Here is a 24,272-nt window from a genome sequence, read left to right as displayed (position 1 = left end):
ACCGCCCGTGACATACCGTCTGCCCGCCGGCCTGCGATCCCAGCTCGCCGCCGCCGGCGCCCCCCTGCTCGCCTGCGGGCTCGCCCTGGCCGGGCTCGGTGCCTGGACCACGAACGGCAACGCCGGCAGCCCGGCACACCTGAACGTGACGGCCGGGCACGTCTTCCCGCGTTTCGGCGCGACACCGGAGACCGCGGCCTTCTTCACGATCACCAACACCGGTGGCTCGGCCGGCCGGCTCCTGTCCGTCACGTCCCCGCGCGCAGCGGTACGGCCCGAGTTGAGCCGGCACCGGATGACGGACTCGGGGGCCGGCTATCGCGGCCCGGTGGCGAGCGCCGTCATCCCCGCCGGGGAGGGGCTCGTCATGGCGCCGGACACCATAGACGTGACGGTCCGCCCCGACACCGACTGGCGGGAAGGAGAGCGCATCCCCTTCACGCTCCACTTCGAACGCGCCAAGCCGGTCACCTTCCTGGCGACCGTCGTGAGGCCGGGCGCGAGCACCGTCTGACCTACGGCCTTGACGACGATCAGGAAGCCCCGCCCCGCCCGACTCCACTCCCTGATGGGAGGATGAGGCCCCATGGAAGCGGGACATATCGGACGTGCGATCCGAACGGCGATGTTCGCGGCCCTCTCCGTAACGCTCGCCGCCACCGGCCATGTCCTGATGTCCGGGACTCCCCTGCCCCTCTGGGGCCTCGCCGCGGCCTTCCTCGGCGTGGCGGTCCCTGGATGGTGTGTGGCCGCGCGCGAGCGGGGCACTCTGGTCGTCGCCGGACTGACCGTGACGTCTCAGGCCGTTCTGCACAGCGCCTTCGCGACGGCACAGCGGCTCGTCGTCCCGGCCACGGCGGGAGCGGACCGTGCGCAACCGCCGATGGCCGACCTCTGCTCCGGGTACGCGGGGCAGACGGCGGTTGCGGACCGGACAGCGGGCATGGGCCACCTGACTTCCATGAGTCACATGAGTCACATGAGCCCCGTGGAGGGCATGGACCACATGGCTTCCATGGGGCACATGGGACATGACATGGCCGGAATGTCCTCGGCCGGAATGCTCGCCGCACACCTGCTCGCCGCGCTCGTCTGCGGGCTGTGGCTGGCCAGAGGCGAGCGGGCGGCCTTCCAGATACTGCGATCCGTGGCCGGCTGGCTGCTCGCCCCGCTCCAGGTCCCCGTCGCGGCCCCCGCGCCCTCTCCTCTTCCCCGTACGAGTGCCCGACGCGGCCTCAGCGACCTGCTGGCGCAGGGCCTGTTGTGCATCCGCGACCTGGACCCACGCGGTCCGCCCGGGGGCCTCGCCGCGCTCTGAAAGCAGCGGCAGGCATCCCGAAGGGCTTATGTGCGCGCGGACTCGGTCTGATGACCTTGCCGCCCGCCACCATGCCGTAGAGGACGGCGCTTCCTTCGGGCACACCCGGGGCCGGCAGGCACGGGTGCCCCATCACCGGATCCCCTCGCCATCCGTTCCTCCCGGGCCCCGGGCCTTAAGCGCGAACCTCGTTCCCGCGCGCTCGCAGGGCCTCGACGGAAGCGGCTAGCCAGGCGGTTCCGGAACGATCCGCGAAGGACACCACGCGATGAAAACCGTTCTGCCCACCACACGCGGTGAGCCGTGCGAACACCACCGGCCCGAGCCGGCTCATGCCGCCCGGCCCGTGAGGACCCCACACCCGGTGGAGCCCCGGCCGGACGACGCCGCATCGACCGGCTGGGCGCTGGCCGCACGCGCCGGCGATCCGATGGCGGCCGAGGCCTTCGTACGGGCCCTGCACCGCGACGTCGTGCGCTACGTCGCCCATCTGTCGGCGGACCCGCAGGCCGCCGAGGACCTCGCCCAGGACACGTTTCTGCGTGCCCTGCGCAGCCTGCACCGCTTCGAGGGACGCTCATCGGCGCGCACCTGGCTCTTGGCCATCGCCCGCCGCGCCGTCGTCGACGACTACCGCAAAGCGGCTGCGCGTCCTCGGCTCGCCGCCACGGACGACTGGCGGCTGACCGTCGAGCGCACACAGCCCGCCGGCCTGCCGGGCTTCGACGAGGGGGTCGCGCTCCAGGAACTGCTCGCCGCACTTCCCTACGAGCGGCGTGAGGCGTTCGTCCTGACCCAACTCTTGGGGCTGCCGTACGCGGAGGCCGCCCAGGCCGCCGGGTGCCCGGTCGGCACCGTACGCTCCCGGGTGGCCCGCGCACGGGCCACCCTGACCGCCCTGCTCGCTGAAAGCGAGACGGCCGGCGACACCGGGCGCTCCTCGCTCGCGGCGGTCGCGTAATCCGACCCGTGGGGGCCGCTCCTGGCACCAGGGCGGCTCCCACCCAATCCGTGTCGTCAGCCACATAGGCCGAGTTGAGGCCGTCACCCTGACTTTCCGGACGTGCCCTTGGTGTCAGGGCGAGGGATGCGAGGATGGGCCCGCCATGACTCCGGGCCGAGGTTGCCGAGCGCTACGCGCGGCCGTGTTCGCAGCGACTTGTGTGCTGCTCGCGGCTGTCGGCCATGTGCTCATGTCGGGAACGACCGTCCCCTGGTGGACGATGGTGCCGGCCTTGGCGATCGCGGTCGGCGCCGCCTGGCCGTTTGCCGGCCGCGAACGAGGCTGCGTCGCGGTGACATCGATGGTCGTCCTCGCTCAGGCGGCCCTGCACACCCTCTTCTCACTGGCCCAGACTGTCGTTGACTCCTCGACGACCGACACCGCGTCCTTCGCCCGGCGATGGGCGCAGTCCCTGCTCTGCGGGATGTCCGGCTCCACCATGACGGCACAGGGCGAAACAGCAAGCGCAGCCGCCGGCCTCACGCACGTCGGCGGAATGGGACAGCCGATGCCCGGCATGGCAGGCATGATCATGCCGGGCGGTCAGCACATGCGCGAGGCGACGCGCGGCATGACCGACCACTCTGCTGCGATGGCCACCGGCCAGGACATGGGTGGCATGTCTCCGACGGGGATGCTGGCGGCTCACCTGCTCGCGGCATTGGTGTGCGGCCTGTGGCTCGCCTTCGGCGAGAAGGCGGCCTTCCGTCTGCTGCGCACGTTCGCCGGGTGGATCGTCGCCCCTCTGCGCCTGCTCCTGCGCCTACCCACACCGCCGCACCGGCCGCGCGTCCGGACACGCCGCGACCACCAGGCCCGTACACCACGGCAGTTCCTTCTCAGCTACGCCCTCATCTCACGAGGTCCACCCTCCGGGACCGCTGTCATCTGACGGCTGGTCTCCCGACGCGCCGGTGTCCCGCACCGCGCGCCTCGGGCATCGGCAACGCCCATCGGCGATGCCGTACACCACACCGGCCGCTCACGAGCGGATCCGGGTCCCGGATGGTCGATCCCCGTAAGGAGAACAGGCGATGCCCCCTGCCCTGCCGACGGCCGAAAACAGCACGACACATCAAACCCGCCTCATGGACGAGCCGTTGACACGACTGGCACTGGCCGCACGCGACGGCTGCCCCGAAGCCGTCGACGGTTTCGTGCGTGCCCTGCACCGCGACGTCTGGCGCTACGTGGCCCATCTCAGCGCCGACCCCCAGTCGGCGGACGACCTCACTCAGGAGACGTTCCTGCGCGCACTCGGCAGCCTCCACCGTTTTCAGGGGCGCTCGTCCGCCAGGACCTGGCTGCTGTCGATCGCCCGCCGCACCGTCGTGGACAGCCTCCGCCACGCAGCCGCTCGACCGAGGATCGCGGGCCATGACGACTGGCGGACCAGCGCTGAACGGGCACAGCCGCGCGATTTGCCCGGCTTCGAGGACGGAATCGCGCTGATCGACCTGTTGGCCGTACTCCCGGCCGAACGCCGGGAATCGTTCGTCCTCACCCAGCTCCTCGGCCTCCCTTACGCGGAAGCCGCAGCAGCCATCGGCTGCCCGATCGGTACCGTCCGCTCACGTGTGGCCCGTGCCCGCTGCTCACTTGTCGAACTGCTCAGGGCCGCCGAATCTCTCACTCCCCATGGAGGCCTGATACGGCCGACAGGGAGCGACTTGGCGCCTGCGCTCCAGTCCACCGCGGTGTGATGGAGCCCTGCGGGCGGTGCCGTGTCTTTGAGGCCACTCCCTGCCCTCAAGGCACTCGGAGGTGCGGGCGTCACAAGGCGGCGACCAAGGCGTCGCTGAGCGAGCACCAGATCGCACGCGCCTCGCTGAACCCTGCTTCGCGCAGGGTTCGCGTGTGCCACTCGGTGGTGGTGGGCCATGCCGGGCGGGGAGTGTCGCTCGCCGGTTTCCGGGGGTCGCCGAGCAGGGCGAATCGGCTGCGGGCCGGCTCCGCGAGTGCCGGGTCCTCGGCGACGGCGTGCCACCACGCGGTCCAGTCCTGTGCCCCGTAGGTGCGCTCGCGTTCCTTGCGCGCCTCGTTGTGGGCGCGGGCCGCCGCGTGGATGCGCGGTGCGGACTCGTCCAACATGTGGTCGGCGTTGAGGAAGACACCGCCTTCCTTCAAAACACCGGGGAGTTGACGGTAGAGGGCGCGCAGCGGCTCGGTGTCCAGCCAGTGCAGCGCCGTCGCCGTGAGGACCGCGTCGTAGGAGCGGCCCGGCAGCGAACGCGTCCAGTCCGGGTCGGTGAGGCCGGCCGTCACGAACGCCACGCGGTGGTCGTCGGCGAAGGAGTGGGTGGCTATGGTGAGCAGGGCGGGGTCGAGGTCGACCCCCGTGCTGCGGGCATCGGGAAAGCGCCGCAGGTCGCGTCAGTTCCCTCGCTGGTCATGATTGGCCTTCCGGACCTGGCTGGGCAGTATGAAGGGGTCGATCAGCCAGCCCACTCCCAGGAGACCGACCGTGCACAGGTAGAGCACTTCGCGGCCGGTCCTTCCCAGGTAGAAGTAGTGCGCGCCGAACAGGCCCAGCAAGAACCACCAGAGGTAGGCGATCCCGAGCGATGCCCGGCAGTGGCGTACCGGCGTCTCCGCGGGTGCCGCTGCGGGCGTCTGCGCCCGCACCTCCGTCACCGGCCGAGGTTCGGCCAAGACGGTAGTGGCTGTGAATTGCGGCCGTTCGGGCTGCTCGCTGCGTCGGGCCGCCAGCCGCTCCGCCCGTTCAACTACCTGTACCTGTCGCGGCGTCGGCATCTGCATCTCAGGTCCCACCCATGGCTGCGTCAGAGGCTGCGCCGGTGCCGCTACCGGCGCGGGCCCCGGGAGCACCGTTTCGTTCAGGCCGATGTGGCGGTGGAGCCGCTTGAGCGGGGCCGGGGCCCACCAGTTGGCGCGGCCCAGCAGTGTCATGACGGCGGGGACGAGGACGCAACGTACGACGGTGGCGTCGATGGCCACAGCCGTCGCCAGGCCGAGTCCCAGTTGCTGAACCGAACCCATGCGGCCGGTGATGAAACCGCCGAAGACGATGACCATCAGCAGCCCGGCAGAGGTGATGATCCGGCCCGAGTGCTGGAGGCCGCGCCGTACCGCGACGTCGGTGTCGAGGCCCTCGGCCACGTACTCCTTGATGCGGCCGAGCAGGAACACCTCGTAGTCCATCGAGAGGCCGAACGCGAAGGCGAGGACGCACACGACGGTGAAGGGACTGAAGCCGTCGACGGTCAGCAGGCCGAGCGGATCGGCAAGGAAGCCGTGCTGGAAGACCAGGCTCATCAGGCCGAACGCCGCCCCGAGGGACAGGGTGTTCATGGCGACGGCGGTGAGGGGTACGACGACGGAGCCGGTCATCGCGAAGAGCAGAACGACCATTGCGAAGAGCGTGACCGCGATCGCCAGCGGAAGCCGGTCCTCGATCTGCTGGAGTACGTCGTCGAGGCCGGCCGCGTCGCCGGTGACCCACGACTGGCCACCGTCGGGGCGGTCGGCGCGGATCGTGTGGACCAGGCCCCGGGCCGTGGCGCCCTCGGGGTCGCCCGTGGTGTCGATGCCGACGGTCGCCAGCCCCGGACCGGCCTTCTGGGCCGGGTAGATGCGGCTGACACCGGGCGTGTCCGTCCAGCGTCGCGCCCACGCGTCGAGGGCAGCGGCATCAGTCTTGGCGACGACCGTGACGGTCGGAACCGTCGGCAGGTCGAACCGGTCGGCGAGCTGATCGGAGACCCGTACGGACTCCAGGGTCCTGGGGAGCGCTCCGGTGTCGTTGAGGTGCATCGACATCGACAGCACGGGAAGGCTTGCTGCGACCAGGGCCACGGCTGTGACCAGCATGGTGGTCAGAGGACGGCGCTGTACGCGGCGAGCGAGCCCGGCGAAGACGCCTGTCTCGACGGAGGCCGCACGCTCGTCCGGCCCCGGCGCTTCAGCCACCGCCGACGGCATACGGCGCCCCGCCCCACCACGCCGCGTCCGCACTTTCGCGGGCTTGATCCGGTTGCGCGCGAAGCCGACCAGCGCAGCCGTCAGCGTCAGCGCCACCAGCATCGACGTCAGCGCGATCGCGACACCGGCCGCACCGAGCGCCGCCAACTCGGGGATGTCGAACATGAGAAGCTCGGTCAATGTTGCGGCCACCGTCAGGGCACTGAAGGCGATGGTCCGCCCTGCCGTCGCCCACGCGCGGCTCAACGCCACTTCCGGCGGGAAACCGGCCCCCAGCTCCTCGCGGTAGCGGGCGACGAGCAGCAGCCCGTAGTCGATGGACAGGCCCATGCCGAGGAGCGTCACCACTGTTACCGCGTCCGAAGTAATCGACGTGAACCGGGTGATGAGCAGCAGAATCGTCATCGACGAGGCGATCGACACGACTGCCCCGAGCACCGGCACACCGCCGAAGATGAACACCAGCACCACCAGCGTGACCGGCAGCGACAGCGACTCCGCACCGTTCAGGTCCTTGGACGCCTGCTCGGTGAACTCCTTCTCCATCACCGGTTCGCCGCCGACGGTAACCCGGGCGCCGGCCTGGCCGCTGTCCACGAGGGTCGCGGCGAAACCGTGCAGGGTGTCGGTGAGCGCATCGACCGCGGTGGCCTCCGCGTCGTCGTCCAGCTTGGACAGGGTGATCTGGACGAGCAGACCTATGGTTCGAACGATGATGCGTGAACGTGGGAACCATCCACGCTCGTCCTCTCACCCCCGCCGCTTACGGGCCTGAGTGATCGCGCTGGCCGACGGTGGTGTACGAGACGCGTCCGAGCACCCCCACGTGTTCAGTGATCCGCTGTTCGCACGGACCGGAAGTCGGTCCGTGCGAACAGGCCGTTCGATCAGGAACGATGGTCACGACTCGGTTCGTCAGGCCACCTTGACGCCGGATCCGAGGGTCCACTTCTGGTTGGCGCCTCCGGTGCAGTTCCACAACTCCAGGCCGGCGCCGTTGGGGTTGGTGGCCCCGGTGACGTCGAGGCAGAGCCCGGACTGAACGCCGGTGATCGTGCCGTTGGAGTTGACGTTCCACTGCTGGTTGGCGCCGCCGTTGCAGTCGTAGATCTCCACGTGCGTACCGGCGGTGGTAGCGCCGCCATGGGCGTCGAAGCACTTGCCCAGCACCTTCAGCGTCTTGGCCGAGGAGCTGTAGGTGATCTTCTGGTTGGCGCCGCCGTTGCAGTCCCATACGTCCAGCTGAGTGCCGTTCACCAGGGTGCTGTTCGGGTCGTCGGCGCAGCGGCCGGAGAGGCCACTGGTCAGGTTGCCGCCGACCGGAGTCGAGGAGCCGGACGGGGTGACCTTGAACAACGCGGACTCGTGCGGGGCCAGACTCCGGCTGACGGAGTTGGTGAGAGTCTCGTTCGACTTGCCCCAAAGGTTGCGCACCGTGGCGGAACCGCTGAACCCGAGGTCGGAGAAGTTGGCCGTCACCGTCTCGTTGCCGGCCCGGTCGGAACGGTTGAACAAGGCCACCGTGTAGCTGCCGTCCGGGTTCTTCTGCTTCGTGGCCCACACCTGCAGATCGTTGTTGTTCGAGATCTGGCTGGCCACCACGGAGTCGGTCTGGTTGACGTTGGTTACCTCGGCGTTCTTCAGCATGTTGAGGTCACCGGCGTCCAGGTTGGTCAGGTCGCTCCCCAGCATCATCACCGACCGCGTGATCGCCCACAGAGTGATCACACTCTGCCGCTCGTTCACGGTCAGACCATTGTGGTCACCGTTGCCGACCTCAATCGAGTCCGGGTCGTTCCAGCCACCCGGACCGGCGTACTGCCCCCACTGAGCCAGGTTCGCCCACCGCGGCCCGACGTTGCTCCAGGTGGTGAGAGTCGAGCAATAGCACTCGATGTCACCGCCCGTCCGCCAGCTGTTGGAGTACTGCTGCCAGGTCTTGATGTTGTTGATGTCCAGGGTGTTCGACAGGCCGTAGTGGATGGTGCGGCCTGTCTGGTTCAGCGCCTTCGACCAGGCGATGACGTCGTCTTGGTCGCTGGTGTGCACGCCGTCGATCTTGATGTAGTCGACCCCGTAGGAGGCGAACAGGTTCGCCCACGAGTTCACGAACGCCTGTGCCGCGGTGGGGTTCTTTTTGTAGTCGATGAAGTACATGACATCGCCGAACCCGCCGTAGTTCGACTCGAAGGTGGACGTGCTCGAGACGATGTCCCGTGCGTGGTACGACGTGCCCTCGATCGGGGTGTTCTGGTTGTACGCCGCCACTGGGATACCCGGCGTCACGTACATGCCGAACTTCTCACCCAGGCCGTGGATGAAGTCGCCCAGGTTCTTCATACCGTCCGGGAACTTGCCGGTGTCGACGACCCAGCGACCGTACTGATCGACGGTGGTGCCGGGGTTCTTGATGTAGTAGTCGTCCAGGTTGATGTACTTGTAACCCGCAGACATCAGGCCCGAGTCGTGCATCGCCTGAGCCTGGGCCTTGATCTTGGCCTCGGTCGGGTTGTTTCTGACGAAGCTCCAGCTGCTCCACCCCATCGGCGGCGTCCGCGACGCACCGTTGTCCTGGGCTTGCGCGGGCGTCGAACCCGTCAGGGTGGATATGAACAGCGACGATGCCAGGGCAACCGTCGCGACGAGCGCGCGCTTGTACATGACTCTCCTTCGATTCACTTCACGTCAGGAGTTTCGTACTGTTCTGTATTGAGCCCTAGTGTTCGATCAGGTGTCAATACATCCACCTAAGTGGACCTGATCGGACAGATTCATTCAGTTCCGGACTGCCGCAGCGCTTGTAGTTCGTTGATTGGTGGGTCGTCATTGTTGGTCAAGTGGTTCCTGTGGCGGCGAAGTTGTTCCTGCGGCGGTGGGCTGTGGCACCTAAACTATCCGGGGCCGGCTTCTATGGAACGGTCGCCGAGCAGCGAGCGCGAGACGCACTTGCGTGGCTGGGAGTTGGGAGCCTCCGCAAGGCCCGGTCTCTCAGCACGCGAGGGAATTCCCGCCATACTGTGTGCTCATCCCGCACCTGACGTACCGGTTGAACCTCGTACAAACGGCTCCGCCTCGTCAGATCTGGACGAACTTCCACTGCTGCGGGGTACCACCGTTGGCGGTCCATTGGGTGACGGCGGCGCCCTGCGCGGTGGTGTTGCCGTTGTCCAGCACTTTGCCACTCTGACGACAGGTGAGTTTGTAGTTGCCGCCGCCGGCGCTGGTGATGGCCCACTGCTGTTGAGGGCCGCCGTTGTCGGTCCACTGGATGACGGCGGCGCCGTCATTATTGCTGTTGCCGTTGTCGAGCGCTTTGCCGCTGTACTGGCTGACGAGCTTGTAGTAGCCCCCGCCGACGCCGGTGACCTTCCAGTGTTGTTGTGTTCCGCCGCCGCTGGCCCACTGCATAGCGGGCGCGCCATCCGCGCCGGCGCTGCCGTTGTCCAGGGCCTCGCCGCTGCGGGCGCAGACCAGCTGGTAGGTCGCTCCGGACACGATGGAGGAGGACGAGGAGCCGGGTTGGCTGGCCGGGGTGACCGCCTGCATGATCACCGCGCCGATGGATTCGACAGCCCGGGTGTCGTCGCGCGGTGTCTGGGCGTCCCAACGGTTCCAGGTCAGGTTCAGGTCGGTGCGGCGAGCGTTCCATGCCGCATCCGCGTTGCGCTTCATGAAGTCGTAGTACTGACCCCATTGGTTGTTCTGGTTGACGAACTCGCCCATACCCCGGGCGAATTCGGACTGCCAGGTCCCTTCCCGCTGGCCGTTGGTCATGATTCCGTTGGTGGTGCGGTCCCGGATGACCCAGTCGACGGTCCGCTTGGCGTCGTCGAACAGGCTTCCTCCGCCCTGGTTGCGGTAGATCGCCTGGGCCGCGCTGACGAAGGCGCCTGCCGAGTAGACGGTCTCCCCGCTGTCAAGGTTTCCGTTGGCCTGTATTTTCTCGTGCACGGCGCCGGTCGAGCGGTCCAGCAGCGTGTTCCACGTCCAGTCGTAGATCGCCCGGGCCTTGGTCAGATACGAGCTGTCACCGTTCGACTCGTAGATCAGACAGCCGAGGATGACCGCCGGGCCGTTGCTCAGAGCGCTCTTCTCGTTCTTGCCGACGCTCCACCAGATGCCTCCGCCCAGGGCGCTGTCCCAGCCACGGTTGTAGGCCCGGTCGAAGGCATACTTCGCCTGGTTCAGGTAGGTCTGGTTGCCGGTGACCCGGTAGCCGCGCGCGAAGGCCAGTCCGGCCCAGAGCATGTCGTCGTTGTAGTCGTTCCAGTTCCAGTCGTACAGCCCGCCCCCGCCTTGGTTCTGCTGCAGGAAGGTGTCGAGCAGGCCGCCGACCAGCGTTCGGGTGTCGGTGGTCGGGTTGCTGTCGTACACGTCCTCCACTGCTTGGATGTCCAGTGCCTGACGCCAGAAATAGTCCTTCTCGGTGTTGTTGAGAGACGTCTTGTAGTACCGCTGGTTGCCGTTGGAGATAAGAAAGGCGTTGTTCAGCGCGGTGAAGGCTGCGTTGGCGTTGTCGGTTCCCAGCGTGGCGCCGGGTGCCACTGCCGAGGGGCGCTCCCTTGCCTTGGCGAAACCTGGTGCGGCTGTCGCACCGACCACGGCGATTCCGGTCGCCGTCGCGGCCGTGAGGAATGTTCTGCGTCCGATCATGTGCGTTCTCCTTGGCGAGTACGCGGGTGGGTTCGGAGCTGTGCGGGGGGACCCGCTGACGCCGGTCTGTGGCTTTGCCCTTGGGCCTCTCGATCTCGTCGAACTACTCGCGAGTCTCCGCCCGGATCGCATGGACTTGCGATCGGCTACCGGCGCAGGGTGCTGTCCGGGGCCAGGTCTGGTTGACGCCACCGTTGCAGTGCCACAAATCGATCTAAGTGCCGTTGATCTGCGAGGCGTTGGGAAAGTCAAGAAAGCCGCCGAAGCCTGCCCCGCCCAGCACGCCGGTGCTGCCGCCGCTTCCGGTGCCGTCCGGCTCGCTGCCGGTGCCCCGCTGGGACCGCTCTAGCTGCCGCGGCGTTCATGAGTCCACCGGACCGCCGGGCCGGGGCCGTCGAGGCGGCGACTGGGGGCGGCACAGGGCGCAGGCGTCGTTGCAGCACATACCTTCTCCAGCGGGGGAGGACAGCTTCGCGAGAGCTCCAAGCCAGGGAGCCGACGGTCACCGTTCCGGAGACTGGGCGACAGTGTGTGGTCCTGTTTGTTTCTGCGTCAAGACGCGCGCCGAAAGAAACAAGTATCAACGAGATAAAATGCGTCATACATGAGATCAGGCTCGAAGAGCCTTGTCCGTCGCACCGATCGACGCCGCGTCAGCTCTGCGATCCCCGTTCCAGCGCGCCAAGGCCGCTCAGCCGGCCGGGCAAGCCAGCGGCGCGGCGGGTCAGGATTTTCGGTATCGGCGGCTTACAGGTCGGTGACCTGTGATGTCACTGTGATCGGAAACTGTGTGAACTTGCTTCTTTGTCAAGAAGGTTGACCTCAAAAGAAACACGACAGCACACTGTGCCCCATCCTCCTGACAGTACGTAGCGTCCCCCCTCATCTGAACGCGCGCTTCCTTCCATCCCCTACGCTCCGAAGGATGCCTACATGCAGAGACTTGTGAGATTAGCCCCGTTGTGGGTCTTGGCGCTGCTGGCCGCGGTGCTGGCGGTGAGCAGTACGCCGGCACAGGCCGCGACCACGTCCATCACGGTGGACGGCTCGCAGGGTGGCCGGACCTTCGACGGGATCGGAGCGATCAGCGGCGGCGGCGGCAACTCCCGTCTGCTGACGGACTATCCAGCCGCCCAGCAGTCGCAGATCCTGGACTACATGTTCAAGCCCGGCTACGGGGCGAGCCTGCAGTCGCTGAAGATCGAGATCGGCGGCGACGCCAACTCCACCGACGGCTCCGAGCCCTCCATCGAGCACTCCCGCGGCACGGTCAACTGCAACGCCGGCTACGAGTTCTGGCTCGCCGAGCAGGCCAAGGCCCGCAACCCCGACATCGCGCTCTACGGCCTGGCATGGACCGCGCCCGGCTGGATCAACGGCGGCTTCTGGTCCACCGACACCATCAACTACATCGTGTCATGGCTGGGCTGCGCCAAACAGCACGGCCTGAGCATCAAGTACCTCGGCGGCTGGAACGAACGCGGCCAGGACGCCAACTGGTACATCCAACTGCGCTCCGCCCTGAACAGCGCCGGCTACAACAGCGTACAGATCGTCGCCAACGACAACGGCTGGGACGTCGCCGACGAGATGGCCGGCAATGCCGCCTTCAACAACGCCGTCTCCATCATCGGGACCCACTACACCTGCGGTTACGGCAACGACAACATCGCCCAGACCTGCTCCTCGACCGCCACCGCCCGCAACAACGGCAAGCCGCTGTGGGACTCCGAGGGCGGATCCAACGACATGAACAGCGGCGCCCCCGCACTGATCCGCTCGATCACCCGCGGCTACACCGACGCCCGCCTGACCAGCTACTACAACTGGCCGCTCATCGCCGCGATCACGCCCAACATGCCCTACTCCACCGTCGGCCTGGCCACCGCCGGCTCCCCCTGGTCCGGCAACTACGCCATCGGCGCCAGCACCTGGGCGACCGCGCAGGTCACCCAGTTCACCAAACCCGGATGGAAGTTCATCGACTCCGCCTCCGGCTACCTCGGAGGCTCGGAGAACAACGGCAGCTTCGTGACGATCAAGTCAAACACCAGCTCGGACTACTCCACGATCCTGGAGACCACGACCTCCGGCTCGTCGCAGACCGTCAACGTCCACGTCCAGGGCGGGCTGTCCACCGGCACGGTGCACGTGTGGGCCACCAAGCTCAACTCGCCCAGCAACGCGACGTCGTTCCTCCACACCCAGGACATCACGCCGGACCACGGCTCGTACTCCCTGACGATGCAGCCGGGCTACGCCTACACCGTCAGCACTCTGAACGGTGCGGGCAAGGGCACCGCGACCGCGCCGGCCGCGCACTCCCTCGCGCTGCCCTACTCCGACAACTTCGACGGCTACGGCAACGGCACCGAGGCGAAGTACCTGTCCGACATGCAGGGCTCCTACGAAGTCCAGCCCTGCACCGGCCGCAGCGGCAAGTGCGTGCAGCAGATGGCGCCGGTCAAGCCGATCGAGTGGCAGGACGACTCCGACGCCTACTCACTGATCGGCGACGCGACCTGGTCGAACTACACCGTCAGCGCCGACGTCCTTCTGCGCGGCGCAGGCACCACCGAACTGCTGGGGAGGGCCAACACCCAACTGCGTCCTCAGTCCCACATGAACGCGTACTACCTGCGCATCCGCGACACCGGGCAGTGGTGGATCGAGAAGATGCAGACCGACGGGTCCAACCACACCCTGGCCACCGGCACCACCACGGCACTGGGCACCGGCACTTGGCACAACCTGTCCTTCGCCTTCCAGGGCTCCCAGATCACCGCCAAGGTCGACGGCAGGCAGATCGGCTCGGTCACCGACGCCTCCTTCCAGAGCGGCCAGGCCGGTCTCGGCATCCAGGGCTACCGCACCGACCAGTTCGACAACCTCTCCATCACCCCGGGCTCAGGCACTGGAGGCGGTACCGCGACCGGACCGGTCACCTCCGCCCTGAACACCGGCAAGTGCCTGGACGACTACACCGGTTCGACCACTGCCGGCGCCGTCGTGGACGTGTGGGACTGCAACGGATCAGGCGCCCAGCAGTGGACCATCGGCAACGGCTCCGTGAAGAACGGCGGGCTGTGCCTGGACGTGGTCGGCAACGCGACGGCCAACGGCTCCCTGGTTGACCTGTGGACCTGCAACGGCGCGGGCAACCAGCAGTGGAACGTCTCCAACGGCACGCTCGTCAATCCCGCGAGCGGACGCTGCCTGGACATCCCCGCTGCCAACACCACCAACGGCACCCGACTCGCCATCTGGGACTGCAACGGCGGCACCAACCAGAAATGGAACGTGCCCGCAACCTCGTAACACCGGTGGCCGCGTGGCGGGACGCCCCTGTCACCACACGCGTCCAGGCGGACCGGATGAGCCGGTCCGCCGAAATCATCCCCCCACATCGGAGAAGGCAAATATATGAGGTATTACACAGCAGGACTGGTTGCAGCGACGACGGCCGCGCTCGGCCTGGGCGTCTCGCTGCCGGCGGCCGCCGCCGGATCGGCGGCAGCCGCTCCCGCACCGGCGGCCGCCGCGCCCGCGTCTTTGCGGGTGATGCCGCTGGGTGACTCGATCACCTGGGGTCTCGGGAGCCCGTCGGGAAACGGTTACCGGGGTTTCCTGTGGAACCAACTGGCGGCTGAGGGACACACCCTGGACTTCGTCGGCTCCGGCCGTAACGGCCCGATGTCCGACCCGGACAACGAGGGCCACTCCGGATGGCGGATCGACCAGATCGCCGGCATCGCCGACTCCGTGCTCAGCCAGTACCGGCCGAACGTGGTCACCCTGGAGATCGGTACCAACGACTTGGGGCAGAACTACCAGGTGCCCACCGCCACCAACCGGCTGCACGCGCTGATCGACCAGATCACCGCGGACGCCCCGGACGCGACCGTGCTGGTCGGCACCCTGATCGTGTCGACGAACAGCACCGAGGAGCCCAACCGGCCCGCGTTCAACCAGGCGATCCCCGGCATCGTCCAGGCCGAGCAGTCCGCTGGCAAGCACGTCCGGCTGGTCGACATGAGCGCGCTGACCACAGCAGACCTGTCTGACGGGCTGCACCCCAACGATGGCGGCTACCAGAAGATGGCCACCGCCTTCAACGCCGGGATCCAGGCGGCCGACGCCGCCGGGTGGATACACGCACCAGCGACCTACCCCGCGGGCCCGGTGCGCTCGGGCGTCGCAGGCAAGTGCCTGGACGTCAACACCGGCAGCAGCGCCAACGGCACCGCTGCACAGATCTGGTCCTGCAACGGCACCAACGCCCATTCGTGGAGAGCCGGTTCGGACGGCACACTGCGCGCGCTCGGCAAGTGCCTGGACATCGTCGGTGGCGGTACCGCGAACGGCACCAAGGCCGAGATCTGGGACTGCAACGGCGGCGCCAACCAGAAATGGGAGGCGTACAACGGCGGCTACCGCAATCCCGCCTCCGGCCGCTGCCTCGACGACCCCGCCGCCACCACCACCGACGGCACTCAGGTCCAGATCTGGGACTGCAACGGCGGCACGAACCAGAAGTGGACGGCGCCACAGTCCGCGTAGTCCGCTGCGGTTTCCGCTCCGAGCCCAGCACGCGACTGGTGAATCCAGTCGCACGACCGTCATCGATCCGCAAGGAGACTTCCGTGTTCCGCAGACCCCTTCACAGACCGCGCCATCGGCGATGGTCAGCGGCCGCTGTCGCCGCGCTAGCCGCGATCGCGGCCCTGGCGGCCATGCTGACGACCAGCGCGACGCCCGCCTCCGCGGCCACCGGGTCGCACATAACGGGTACGGCGTCGGGCCGGTGCCTGGACGTGATCGGCCAGAGCACGGCGGACGGCGCCGGAATCAACATCTACGACTGCAACTCCCAGACCAACCAGGCCTGGACGCTCACCTCGGCCGGTGAACTGCGGGTCTACGACAGCCCGAAGTGTCTGGACGTGGCCAAGGGAGCCACCACCCCGGGCGCCACGCTGCAGATCTGGACGTGCAACGGCGGGACCAACCAGCAGTGGAAGGTCAACAGCAACGGGACGATCACCGGGGTGCAGTCCGGTCTGTGCCTGGACGTGGTGGGCGGGGCGACCGCGAACAGCACCCTGGTAGGCCTGTGGACCTGTAACGGCGGCAGCAACCAGCAGTGGAAGACCACGGCGGGCGACACCCAGCCGCCGACCGTGCCGGGCAGCCCGCGGGTCAGCAACCTGCTCTGCGACTCGGTGACCTTCGCCTGGAACGCCTCCAGCGACAACACCGGGGTGGCGTTCTACGACGTCTACCACGACGGCCAGCTGATGAAGTCGGTCAGCGGCACGACGCTGTCCACCAGCCTGACCGTTGTCCCCGGGGTCAACTGGGGACTGTACGTCAACGCCCGTGACGCCGCCGGGAACGTCTCCCAGGCCAGTTCCACGGTCGCCATCACCCCGCCGCAGTGTCAGGTCGACACCCAGCCCCCCACCACGCCGGGCAACCTGTCCGGCACGGTGTCGGGCACCACGGTGTCGCTGAGCTGGTCGGCCTCCAGTGACAACGTCGCGGTGAAGTACTACGACGTCTACCGAGGCAGCACCAAGGCCGGTACCGTCACCGCCAACGGCACGACCCCGCCGGCGACGACGTTCATCGACAGCGGCCTGAGCGCGAACACCACCTATACCTACTACGTGGTGGCCCGTGACGCACAGGCGAACGTCTCCGGCCACAGCAACACGGTCAGCGTGAAGACCGGTGCCGCGTGCGGCAGTGCGGTGTGTGCGGTCACGCAGATCGCCACCGACACCGACATCCCGTGGGGCCTGGCCACGCTGCCCGACGGCACGATCCTGTACACCCGCCGCGACGCCCACGACATCGTCCACCTCAACCCCGCCACCGGGGCGAAGACCACCGTGGGCACCGTCCCCAACGTCGACGAGACCGACGGCGAGGGCGGCCTGCTCGGCCTGGCCGTCTCCCCCACCTACGCCAGCGACCACTGGCTGTACATCATGCACACCTCCCCGACCGACAACCGGATCGTGCGGATCAAGCTGGACAGCGACAAGCTCACCCTCAGCAGCGAGCAGATCCTGCTCACCGGGATCCTGCGCAACAAGTTCCACAACGGCGGCCGGTTGCGCTTCGGCCCCGACGGGAAGCTCTACGCCTCCACCGGCGACGCGCAGAACGGCGACAACGCGCAGAACAAGAACAGCCTCAACGGCAAGATCCTGCGCCTGAACCCCGACGGCTCCGTGCCCTCGGACAACCCGTTCGGCAACTACGCCTGGAGCTACGGCCACCGCAACCCGCAGGGCCTGGCCTTCGACTCCCAAGGACGACTGTGGGAGCAGGAGTTCGGCAACGCGATCATGGATGAGACCAATCTCATCACCAAGGGCGGCAACTACGGCTGGCCGGCCTGCGAGGGCACCAGCGGCACCTGCGGCACCTCCGGATACATCGCGCCCAAGCGCACCTACGTCACCGCTGACGGCTCCTGCTCCGGCATCTCCGTTGTCCGCGACGTCCTGTACGTGGCCTGCGAACGCGGCACCCGGATGTACCGCGAGGTCATCAGCGGCAGCTCGCTGACCGACGTGCAGACGTACTTCAACGGCACCTACGGCCGGCTGCGCACCGTCGAACCCGCCCCGGACGGGGGCCTGTGGCTCACCACCAGCAACAACGGTGACAAGGACAGCATCCCCAACAACAGCAACGAAAAGCTCTTCCACGTCGCACTCGGCTGATCCAGGGCCCGGCCCAAGGAGGTTCTCGACGACACCCTTGGGCCGGGCGCCCTCCGCACCGCCGAACACCGGGCCGTTCACGCCGCAGGAGTGGAAGTGGCGGCGGACGGCCAACTCTGGAGCTGTGACCTGGCAACGGCCGAGAAGCCGTTGCCCAGTGCCCCTTTCCCCCTGGAGGATTCCGATGGATGTGCAACGACGCAGGTTCCTGGCCCTCGGCGCGACGATGGGACTGTCCGCCGTCGCAGCGACACGAGTCGCCCTACCGGCGTCGGCGAGCGTCGCCGACGGCGCCGCGACGCAGACGATGTACCTGACCGGTACCGACGTCGACAGCACCGTGCCGTGGGACTTCCAGTGCACGGCCGGCCGCAGGAGCGGGGTCTGGGGTACCGTCCCGACGCCGTCGAACTGGGAGTTCTCCGGCTACGGCACGTACAACTACGGCGGGGCGCTGACGCCGGGTGAGAGCGGGAAGTACCGTCACAGCTTCACACCGCCCGCCTCGTGGGCGGGCCGACAGGTGTTCCTGGTCTTCGAGGGTGCGATGACCGACACCACTGTTCTGCTGAACGGCAAGTCAGCGGGGCCCAGGCACCAGGGAGCCTTCTACCGGTTCCGCTACGACGTCACGTCCCTGATTCTCCTGGGCAAGAGCAACCTGCTCGAGGTCACCGTCGACAAGGATTCCTCGAGCAGCTCGGTCAACCAGGCCGAACGTGAGGGTGACTACTGGAACTTCGGCGGCATCTTCCGGCCGGTGTACCTGCAGGCGTTCCCCACGGCGCGGGTCGACCGGATCGCGGTGCGGGCCGAGTCCAGCGGGACCTTCGCCGCCGACGTCTACCTGGCGGGGAACGTGGGCAGCGGCAGGGTGACCGCCCAGATCAAGACGCTCGACGGCACGAACGTCGGCGGCAGTGTCTCGACCGCGGTCTCGGCGGGCGCCACCCATGTCACCGTCTCCACGAGCGTGTCGAACCCGAAGCTGTGGACCGCCGAGACCCCGAACCTCTACCAGGCGGAGGTGGTGCTGACCGACTCCTCGGGCGCGCAGGTGCACGGGCTCACCGAGCGGTTCGGCTTCCGGACGGTGCAGGTGCGCAGCGGTGACGGCGTCTACGTCAACGGTGTCCGGGTGCTGTTGAAGGGCGTGACCAGGCACACCTTCTATCCGACCCTGGGGCGTGCCTCCAGCCCGCGTCTGGCGCGGGAGGACATCGCGCTGATGAAGTCGATGAACGTCAACGCGGTCCGGATGTCGCACTATCCGCCGGACGCGTACTTCCTCGATCTCTGTGACGAGCTGGGCCTGTACGTGCTGGACGAGCTGGGCGGGTGGCAGCACAGCTATGACACGGCGACCGGCACCCCGTTGGTCCAGGCGATGGTCACCCGGGACGTCAACCACCCCTCGATCCTGTTCTGGGACAACGGCAACGAAGGTGGCTGGAACACCGCCCTGGACGGCCTCTTCGGCTCCTGGGACCCGCAGAAACGGGCGGTGCTGCACCCCTGGGCGAACTTCGGCGGCATCGACACCAACCACTACCCGACCTACTCCGCGGTCCAGTCCAAACTGGCCGGCTCGACGGTCTACATGCCCACCGAGTTCCTGCACGGCCTCTACGACGGCGGCGCCGGCGCCGGACTCGATGACTACTGGAACCTGATGGCCGCCGCGCGGCACGCGGCCGGCGGGTTCATCTGGTCGCTCATCGACGAGTCGATCCGCCGCGACGACGGCGGCGGCGCGATCGACACCAACGGCAACCGGGGGCCTGACGGCATCGTCGGCCCGTTCCGCGAGAAGGAGGGCAGCTACTTCACCATCAAGGACATCTGGTCACCGGTCCAGCTGACCAGCCGCTCGTACTACGAGACCACCTTCCCCGCCAGTTTCGACGGCACCGTCGGGCTGACGAACCGCTACGCCTTCACCAACACCTCCACGTGCAGGTTCATCTGGCGGCTGGTCACCTACGCCTCCCCGGGAGGCACCGGGCACACGGTGACGGCGCAGGGCACGTGCGCCAGTCCGAGCATCGCTCCCGGCGGCACCGGGAAGCTCACTCTCGGACTGCCGGCGAACTGGGCGACCGCGGACGCGCTGCGCGTGACGGCAGCCGACGCCTCGGGCGCCGAACTCGCCACCTGGGTCTGGACGATCAAGAAGGCGGCCGACCACGCGGCCCGGATTGTCGTCCCGGTCCCGGGCGCGCCGTCGGTGACCGGGACCCAAAGCGGCGACACGGTCACGATGACCGCGGGCGTCACCTCGGTGCGCATCGCCCGCGCCACCGGAAGGCTGACCGGGATCACCAGGGACGGAACCGCGGTGTCGCTGGCCAACGGGCCGGCCCTGTCGGCCGGGTCCTCGACGCTGACCGGCCTGACCCACGCCCAGGACGGCAGCGCCCACACCGTCACCGCCACGTACTCGGGCAATCTGACAACGGTGCGGTGGCGGCTGGACAGCAACGGCTGGCTCCGGCTGGACTACACCTACAACCTCACCGGGACGCACGACTACCTCGGTGTGAACTTCGACTATCCCGAGTCCAAGGTCACCGGCGTGACATGGCTGGGCCGCGGGCCCTACCGGGTCTGGAAGAACCGGCTGCGCGGGGTGACCACCGACGTGTGGACCAAGAACTACAACAACACCGCCACCGGGAAAACCGGCTTTGCCTACCCCGAGTTCAAGGGCTACCACGCCGACCTGTACTGGGGTTCCCTCCACACCACAGAAGGAACGATCACCGTGGTGTCCGCCCAGGAGAACGTCTTCCTGCGGCTGTTCACGCCCTCGCAGCCGTCAGACTCGGGAACCGCCGCCGCGCCCTTCCCTGCGGGGAACATCTCCTTCCTCGACGGAATACCGGCGATCGGCAATAAGTTCCACTCCGCGACCGACGTAGGGCCGGCCGGCCAGCCCAACACCGCGGCGGGGACGTACACCCGCACCCTGTACTTCCGGTTCGAGAGCTGACGGAAACCTTGACCGCCACCCGGCGAAGCTTTAGCGTCGTCGGCACTTCATATATGAGATCTCCTGGGGGCCTGTCCTGTGTCCGATGTGCTTGCTCATTCCAGCCGTTTTCATCCCGGCTTGCTGCCCTCGCGTACCGAGGCGGTGCTGGACGCGGTCAAGCACGGAATCCTGACAGGTGAGTTGAAGCCGGGCCAGCCGCTGGTGGAGACCGAACTCGCCGCTCAGCTGGGGGTGTCGAAGACGCCGGTACGCGAGGCGTTGAAGACGCTGGCAGGGACGGGTCTGGTCATCATGAGTCCCTACAAGGGAGCTTCGGTGCGCGAGGTCGACCAGGCCTTGGCGCGCAGCGTGTACGACATGAGGCTGTTGCTGGAGCCGGTTGCCGCGGTACGGACCGCGGCAACCGACCACCGGTCCTGGGATGCGGCGGCAGCCGCCCTCGACACCGCGGACCGGGCCGCCGACGCGGCCGAGCGCTCGCTGGCGAACCGGGACTTTCACCGGGCCCTTTACGCGGGCTGCGGAAACCCGCTGCTGGTCAACTCACTGGACGACCTGCGCGACCAAACGGCCCTGGTGTCCAGTGCCGCCTGGGCCGTCCGACCCTCCTGGGAGATGGAGGCCCAGGAGCACCGGGCCATCCTGCGCGCCGCGCAGAGCGGGCAGCCGGAACTGGTAGGCGACCTGCTCCGCGACCACATCGGCGCGTTCGTGGCGCGCAACTTCCCCCACCTCAGCGGAGGAGAACCGGCATGACACCGGACACCTCGCGTATTGATGATCTCCGTGCCCGGCTCGCCACCGTGATCGCCATCCCGGTGACACCGTTCAACACGGACGGCAGCGTGGACTGGGACAACCACGCGGCACTGGTCCGTCGGCTGGTCGACCACGGTGTGCAGGTGGTGACCCCCAACGGCAACACCAGCGAGTTCTACGCCCTCAGCCCTGCGGAGGCCCGGCGGGCCGTGGAGTCGGCCGTCGCGGCGGCCGGAGGCCGGGCGGAGGTGATGGCAGGCGTCGGCCTGGACACGGCAGGAGCGGTCGCGGCCGCCCTCCACGCCCGTGACGCCGGAGCAGGCTCCGTCATGGTGCACCAGCCCGTCCACCCCTACCGCTCCGCAGAGGGCTGGATCGACTACCACCGGGCGATCGCTGAGTCGGTGCCGGAACTCGGCGTCGTCCTCTACATCCGCGACGAGCGCGTGAGCGGCGAGCAGATCCGGAGGCTCGCCGACACCAGCGCGAACGTCGTCGGTGTGAAGTACGCCCTCCCTGACTCGGCACGCTTCGCATCCGTGGCGCGGGACGCGGGCCTGGACCGGTTCGCGTGGATAGCCGGGCTGGCCGAGCTGTACGCCCCCGGATACTGGGCGACCGGCGCAGTCGGCTTCACCTCGGGTCTGGTCAACGTCATCCCGCGGCTGTCACTCGCGCTGCTGGAGACACTGCGGGGCGGGGACTACCCGAAAGCGATGAAGGTATGGGAATCGGCGCGGACCTTTGAGGAACTGCGCGCGGCCGACGCGTCCGCCGACAACGTCAGCGTGGTCAAGGAGGCACTGGCGCAACTCGGCCTGAGTACACGGACGGTCCGTCCGCCGTCCCGGCTCCTGCCTGCTGCGGTCCGCGACACCATCGGTGAACTGATCGCGCAGTGGCGGACGGAGGGCCGGCTGTGAACGCGGGAACCGCCGGGAACAGCGAAGCCGATGAGACCGGTGCCTTAGCTGCCGCCGCTGATGTGGCCGGGACCGTGTCGCCAGGGTTGAAGCCGCTGCGCAGCGCGGCCTGGTTCGGCAACGCCGACGACGTCACCGGCGGCGGCCTGCGGGCCTTCAGCCACCGCTCGCGGATGCGGCAGCTCGGCTACCTCCCGGAAGAGCACCTGGGCAAGCCGGTCATCGCGATCCTCAACACCTGGTCCGACATCAATCCCTGTCACATGCACCTGCGGGAACGGGCCGAGCAGGTCAAGCGCGGTGTGTGGCAGGCCGGCGGATTCCCGCTGGAGTTCCCCGTCTCCACTCTCTCGGAGACCTTCCAGAAGCCCACTCCCATGCTGTACCGCAACCTGCTGTCCATGGAGACCGAAGAGCTGCTGCGGTCGTACCCGGTAGACGGCGCGGTGCTGATGGGCGGCTGCGACAAGACCGTGCCCGCGCTGCTCATGGGGGCCGCGAGTGCCGGGCTGCCGGCCCTGGTCGTCCCATCAGGGCCCATGCTGCGCGGCCACCACCGCGGAAAGACCCTGGGCAGCGGCACCGATCTGTGGGCCTACTGGGACGAATACCGGGCCGGGCGCATCGACGAGTGCGAGATGTCGCAGGTGGAGTGCGGTCTGGCGCGTTCACCGGGCCACTGCATGACCATGGGCACCGCCTCCACGATGACCGCTGTCGCCGAGGCCATGGGCATGGCGCTGCCCGGCTCCTCCGCCATTCCCGCAGTGGACTCTGCCCATCACCGAATGGCGGCGGCAGCAGGCCGGCGGATCGTCGGGCTGGTCGAGGAGGACATCACCCCGGCAGCCGTGATGACCCGGGCGGCATTCGAGGACGCCGCCGCGACTGTGCTCGCCCTCGGCGGCTCCACCAATGCGCTGATCCATCTGACAGCCATGGCCGGACGGCTCGGGGTCCCCTTCTCGCTGGCGGACTTCGACGTCATCGGCCGCCGCGTCCCGGTCCTCGCGGACGTCCGCCCGGTGGGCGCACATCTGATGGAGGACTTCTACTACGCCGGCGGACTCCCGTCCCTGCTGCGGCAGTTGAACGAGGTTCCGGGAACGCTGCACCCGGACCGCATCACGGTGGCCGGTCATTCCTTCGGTGAGTACTTCGCGGACGCCGAAATCCACGGGCCCGCCATCCGCAGGCATGACGAGCCCCTCCACGAGGAAGGCGGCCTCGCCGTCCTGCACGGCAATCTCGCCCCGGACGGCGCGGTGATCAAGCACCTGGCGGCCGCCCCCGAGTTGCTGAGCCACACCGGACCCGCGGTTGTCTTCGACTCCTACTCCCAGTTGAGGGAGGGCATTGACGATCCCGCCTTCGCCATCACCCAGGACACCGTCCTGGTGCTGCGCGGCGCAGGCCCCCTCGGCGGGCCGGGCATGCCGGAGTACGGAATGCTCCCCATCCCCGCCTACCTGCTGGAAGAGGGCGTCACCGACCTGGTGCGAATCTCCGACGCCAGGATGAGCGGCACCAGTTACGGCACCTGCGTACTGCACATCGCCCCCGAGTCGCATGCGGGCGGTCCGCTGGCGCTGGTACGCACCGGCGACCTGATCACCCTCGACGTCGAGCGACGCCTGCTTCAACTGAACGTCGAACCGGCCGAGTTGAAACAACGTCGCCTCGCCTGGCTCCCGCCGGAGCCGGTGTCCACCCGCGGCTACGGCGCCCTCTACAACGAGCACGTCACGCAGGCCGACGTGGGCTGCGACTTCGACTTCCTCGCATCACAGGGCCGCAATCCGGTGCCCGACCCACGCTGAACCGGCATACCCGCAACTGCGCACAGCACACCACTCCTCAGCCACCGCACCAGCGAAGGGCTTGATCCGCCATGTCTGAGATCCCCGGAAGGTCCGTCCCGCGCCCCCCTGGTCTCCCGCGT

At 68.0% G+C, this 24,272-nt stretch carries 15 protein-coding genes and 1 pseudogene; 12 read left to right on the top strand and 4 right to left on the bottom strand.

Annotation, left to right across the window (positions count from 1 at the left end):
- Nucleotides 1–7 precede the first annotated feature (7 nt).
- The 5 genes from ACZ63I_RS21025 to ACZ63I_RS21005 all read left to right on the top strand — a co-directional run bounded on the left by ACZ63I_RS21025 (nt 8) and on the right by ACZ63I_RS21005 (nt 4,024).
- Complete coding sequence (locus ACZ63I_RS21025) at nt 8–514, top strand: copper chaperone PCu(A)C (RefSeq protein WP_469340486.1); 507 nt, start codon at nt 8–10, stop codon at nt 512–514.
- Between the two features lie 72 nt (nt 515–586).
- Nucleotides 587–1,318: a hypothetical protein gene (locus ACZ63I_RS21020; protein ID WP_469340485.1), complete on the top strand. Its 732-nt coding sequence runs from the start codon at nt 587–589 to the stop codon at nt 1,316–1,318.
- A gap of 268 nt (nt 1,319–1,586) precedes the next feature.
- Nucleotides 1,587–2,279, top strand: a complete 693-nt coding sequence (locus ACZ63I_RS21015) for a sigma-70 family RNA polymerase sigma factor (protein WP_469340484.1) — start codon at nt 1,587–1,589, stop codon at nt 2,277–2,279.
- A gap of 184 nt (nt 2,280–2,463) precedes the next feature.
- Nucleotides 2,464–3,213, top strand: coding sequence for a hypothetical protein (locus ACZ63I_RS21010; RefSeq protein WP_469340483.1), 750 nt, complete (start codon nt 2,464–2,466; stop codon nt 3,211–3,213).
- 196 nt (nt 3,214–3,409) lie between these two features.
- Nucleotides 3,410–4,024, top strand: a complete 615-nt coding sequence (locus ACZ63I_RS21005) for a sigma-70 family RNA polymerase sigma factor (RefSeq protein WP_469340482.1) — start codon at nt 3,410–3,412, stop codon at nt 4,022–4,024.
- A 70-nt stretch (nt 4,025–4,094) separates the two neighbouring features.
- Here the strand turns inward: ACZ63I_RS21005 and ACZ63I_RS21000 are convergent.
- The 4 genes and pseudogenes from ACZ63I_RS21000 to ACZ63I_RS20985 form a co-directional block, all read right to left on the bottom strand.
- A pseudogene (locus ACZ63I_RS21000) lies at nt 4,095–4,694 on the bottom strand (class I SAM-dependent methyltransferase); the annotation flags it as partial.
- Nucleotides 4,695–6,941: an MMPL family transporter gene (locus ACZ63I_RS20995; protein WP_469340531.1), complete on the bottom strand. Its 2,247-nt coding sequence runs from the start codon at nt 6,939–6,941 to the stop codon at nt 4,695–4,697.
- A gap of 237 nt (nt 6,942–7,178) precedes the next feature.
- A complete protein-coding gene (locus tag ACZ63I_RS20990) occupies nt 7,179–8,924 on the bottom strand; it encodes a glycoside hydrolase family 27 protein (RefSeq protein WP_469340481.1) in 1,746 nt (581 codons plus the stop codon).
- Nucleotides 8,925–9,338: 414 nt separating this feature from the next.
- Entirely contained in the window at nt 9,339–10,916 is a 1,578-nt protein-coding gene (locus ACZ63I_RS20985) for an RICIN domain-containing protein (protein ID WP_469340480.1), read from the bottom strand.
- Between the two features lie 960 nt (nt 10,917–11,876).
- On the opposite strand from ACZ63I_RS20985, the gene ACZ63I_RS20980 reads away from it, so the two are divergent.
- The 7 genes from ACZ63I_RS20980 to ACZ63I_RS20950 all read left to right on the top strand — a co-directional run bounded on the left by ACZ63I_RS20980 (nt 11,877) and on the right by ACZ63I_RS20950 (nt 24,150).
- On the top strand, nt 11,877–14,234 hold the full coding sequence (locus tag ACZ63I_RS20980; RefSeq protein ID WP_469340479.1) for an RICIN domain-containing protein: 2,358 nt from the start codon (nt 11,877–11,879) through the stop codon (nt 14,232–14,234).
- Nucleotides 14,235–14,339: 105 nt separating this feature from the next.
- On the top strand, nt 14,340–15,476 hold the full coding sequence (locus ACZ63I_RS20975; RefSeq protein ID WP_469340478.1) for a ricin-type beta-trefoil lectin domain protein: 1,137 nt from the start codon (nt 14,340–14,342) through the stop codon (nt 15,474–15,476).
- Nucleotides 15,477–15,649: 173 nt separating this feature from the next.
- Nucleotides 15,650–17,653, top strand: a complete 2,004-nt coding sequence (locus ACZ63I_RS20970; RefSeq protein ID WP_469340477.1) for a PQQ-dependent sugar dehydrogenase — start codon at nt 15,650–15,652, stop codon at nt 17,651–17,653.
- A gap of 184 nt (nt 17,654–17,837) precedes the next feature.
- Nucleotides 17,838–20,645 carry a glycoside hydrolase family 2 TIM barrel-domain containing protein gene (locus tag ACZ63I_RS20965; RefSeq protein ID WP_469340476.1) on the top strand — a complete coding sequence of 936 codons (2,808 nt, stop codon included), beginning with the start codon at nt 17,838–17,840 and terminating at the stop codon, nt 20,643–20,645.
- A gap of 120 nt (nt 20,646–20,765) precedes the next feature.
- Nucleotides 20,766–21,404 carry a GntR family transcriptional regulator gene (locus tag ACZ63I_RS20960; protein ID WP_469340475.1) on the top strand — a complete coding sequence of 213 codons (639 nt, stop codon included), beginning with the start codon at nt 20,766–20,768 and terminating at the stop codon, nt 21,402–21,404.
- Nucleotides 21,401–22,330 carry a dihydrodipicolinate synthase family protein gene (locus ACZ63I_RS20955; protein WP_469340474.1) on the top strand — a complete coding sequence of 310 codons (930 nt, stop codon included), beginning with the start codon at nt 21,401–21,403 and terminating at the stop codon, nt 22,328–22,330. The genes ACZ63I_RS20960 and ACZ63I_RS20955 overlap by 4 nt, the downstream gene beginning before the upstream one ends.
- Nucleotides 22,331–22,404: 74 nt before the next feature.
- Complete coding sequence (locus ACZ63I_RS20950) at nt 22,405–24,150, top strand: IlvD/Edd family dehydratase (RefSeq protein WP_469340473.1); 1,746 nt, start codon at nt 22,405–22,407, stop codon at nt 24,148–24,150.
- Nucleotides 24,151–24,272 lie beyond the last annotated feature (122 nt).

This window comes from Streptomyces sp. NPDC087906, from assembly GCF_055584925.1.
The sequence above is the reverse complement of the archived record's forward strand: the minus strand, read 5'-3'. Positions and strand labels throughout refer to the sequence as shown.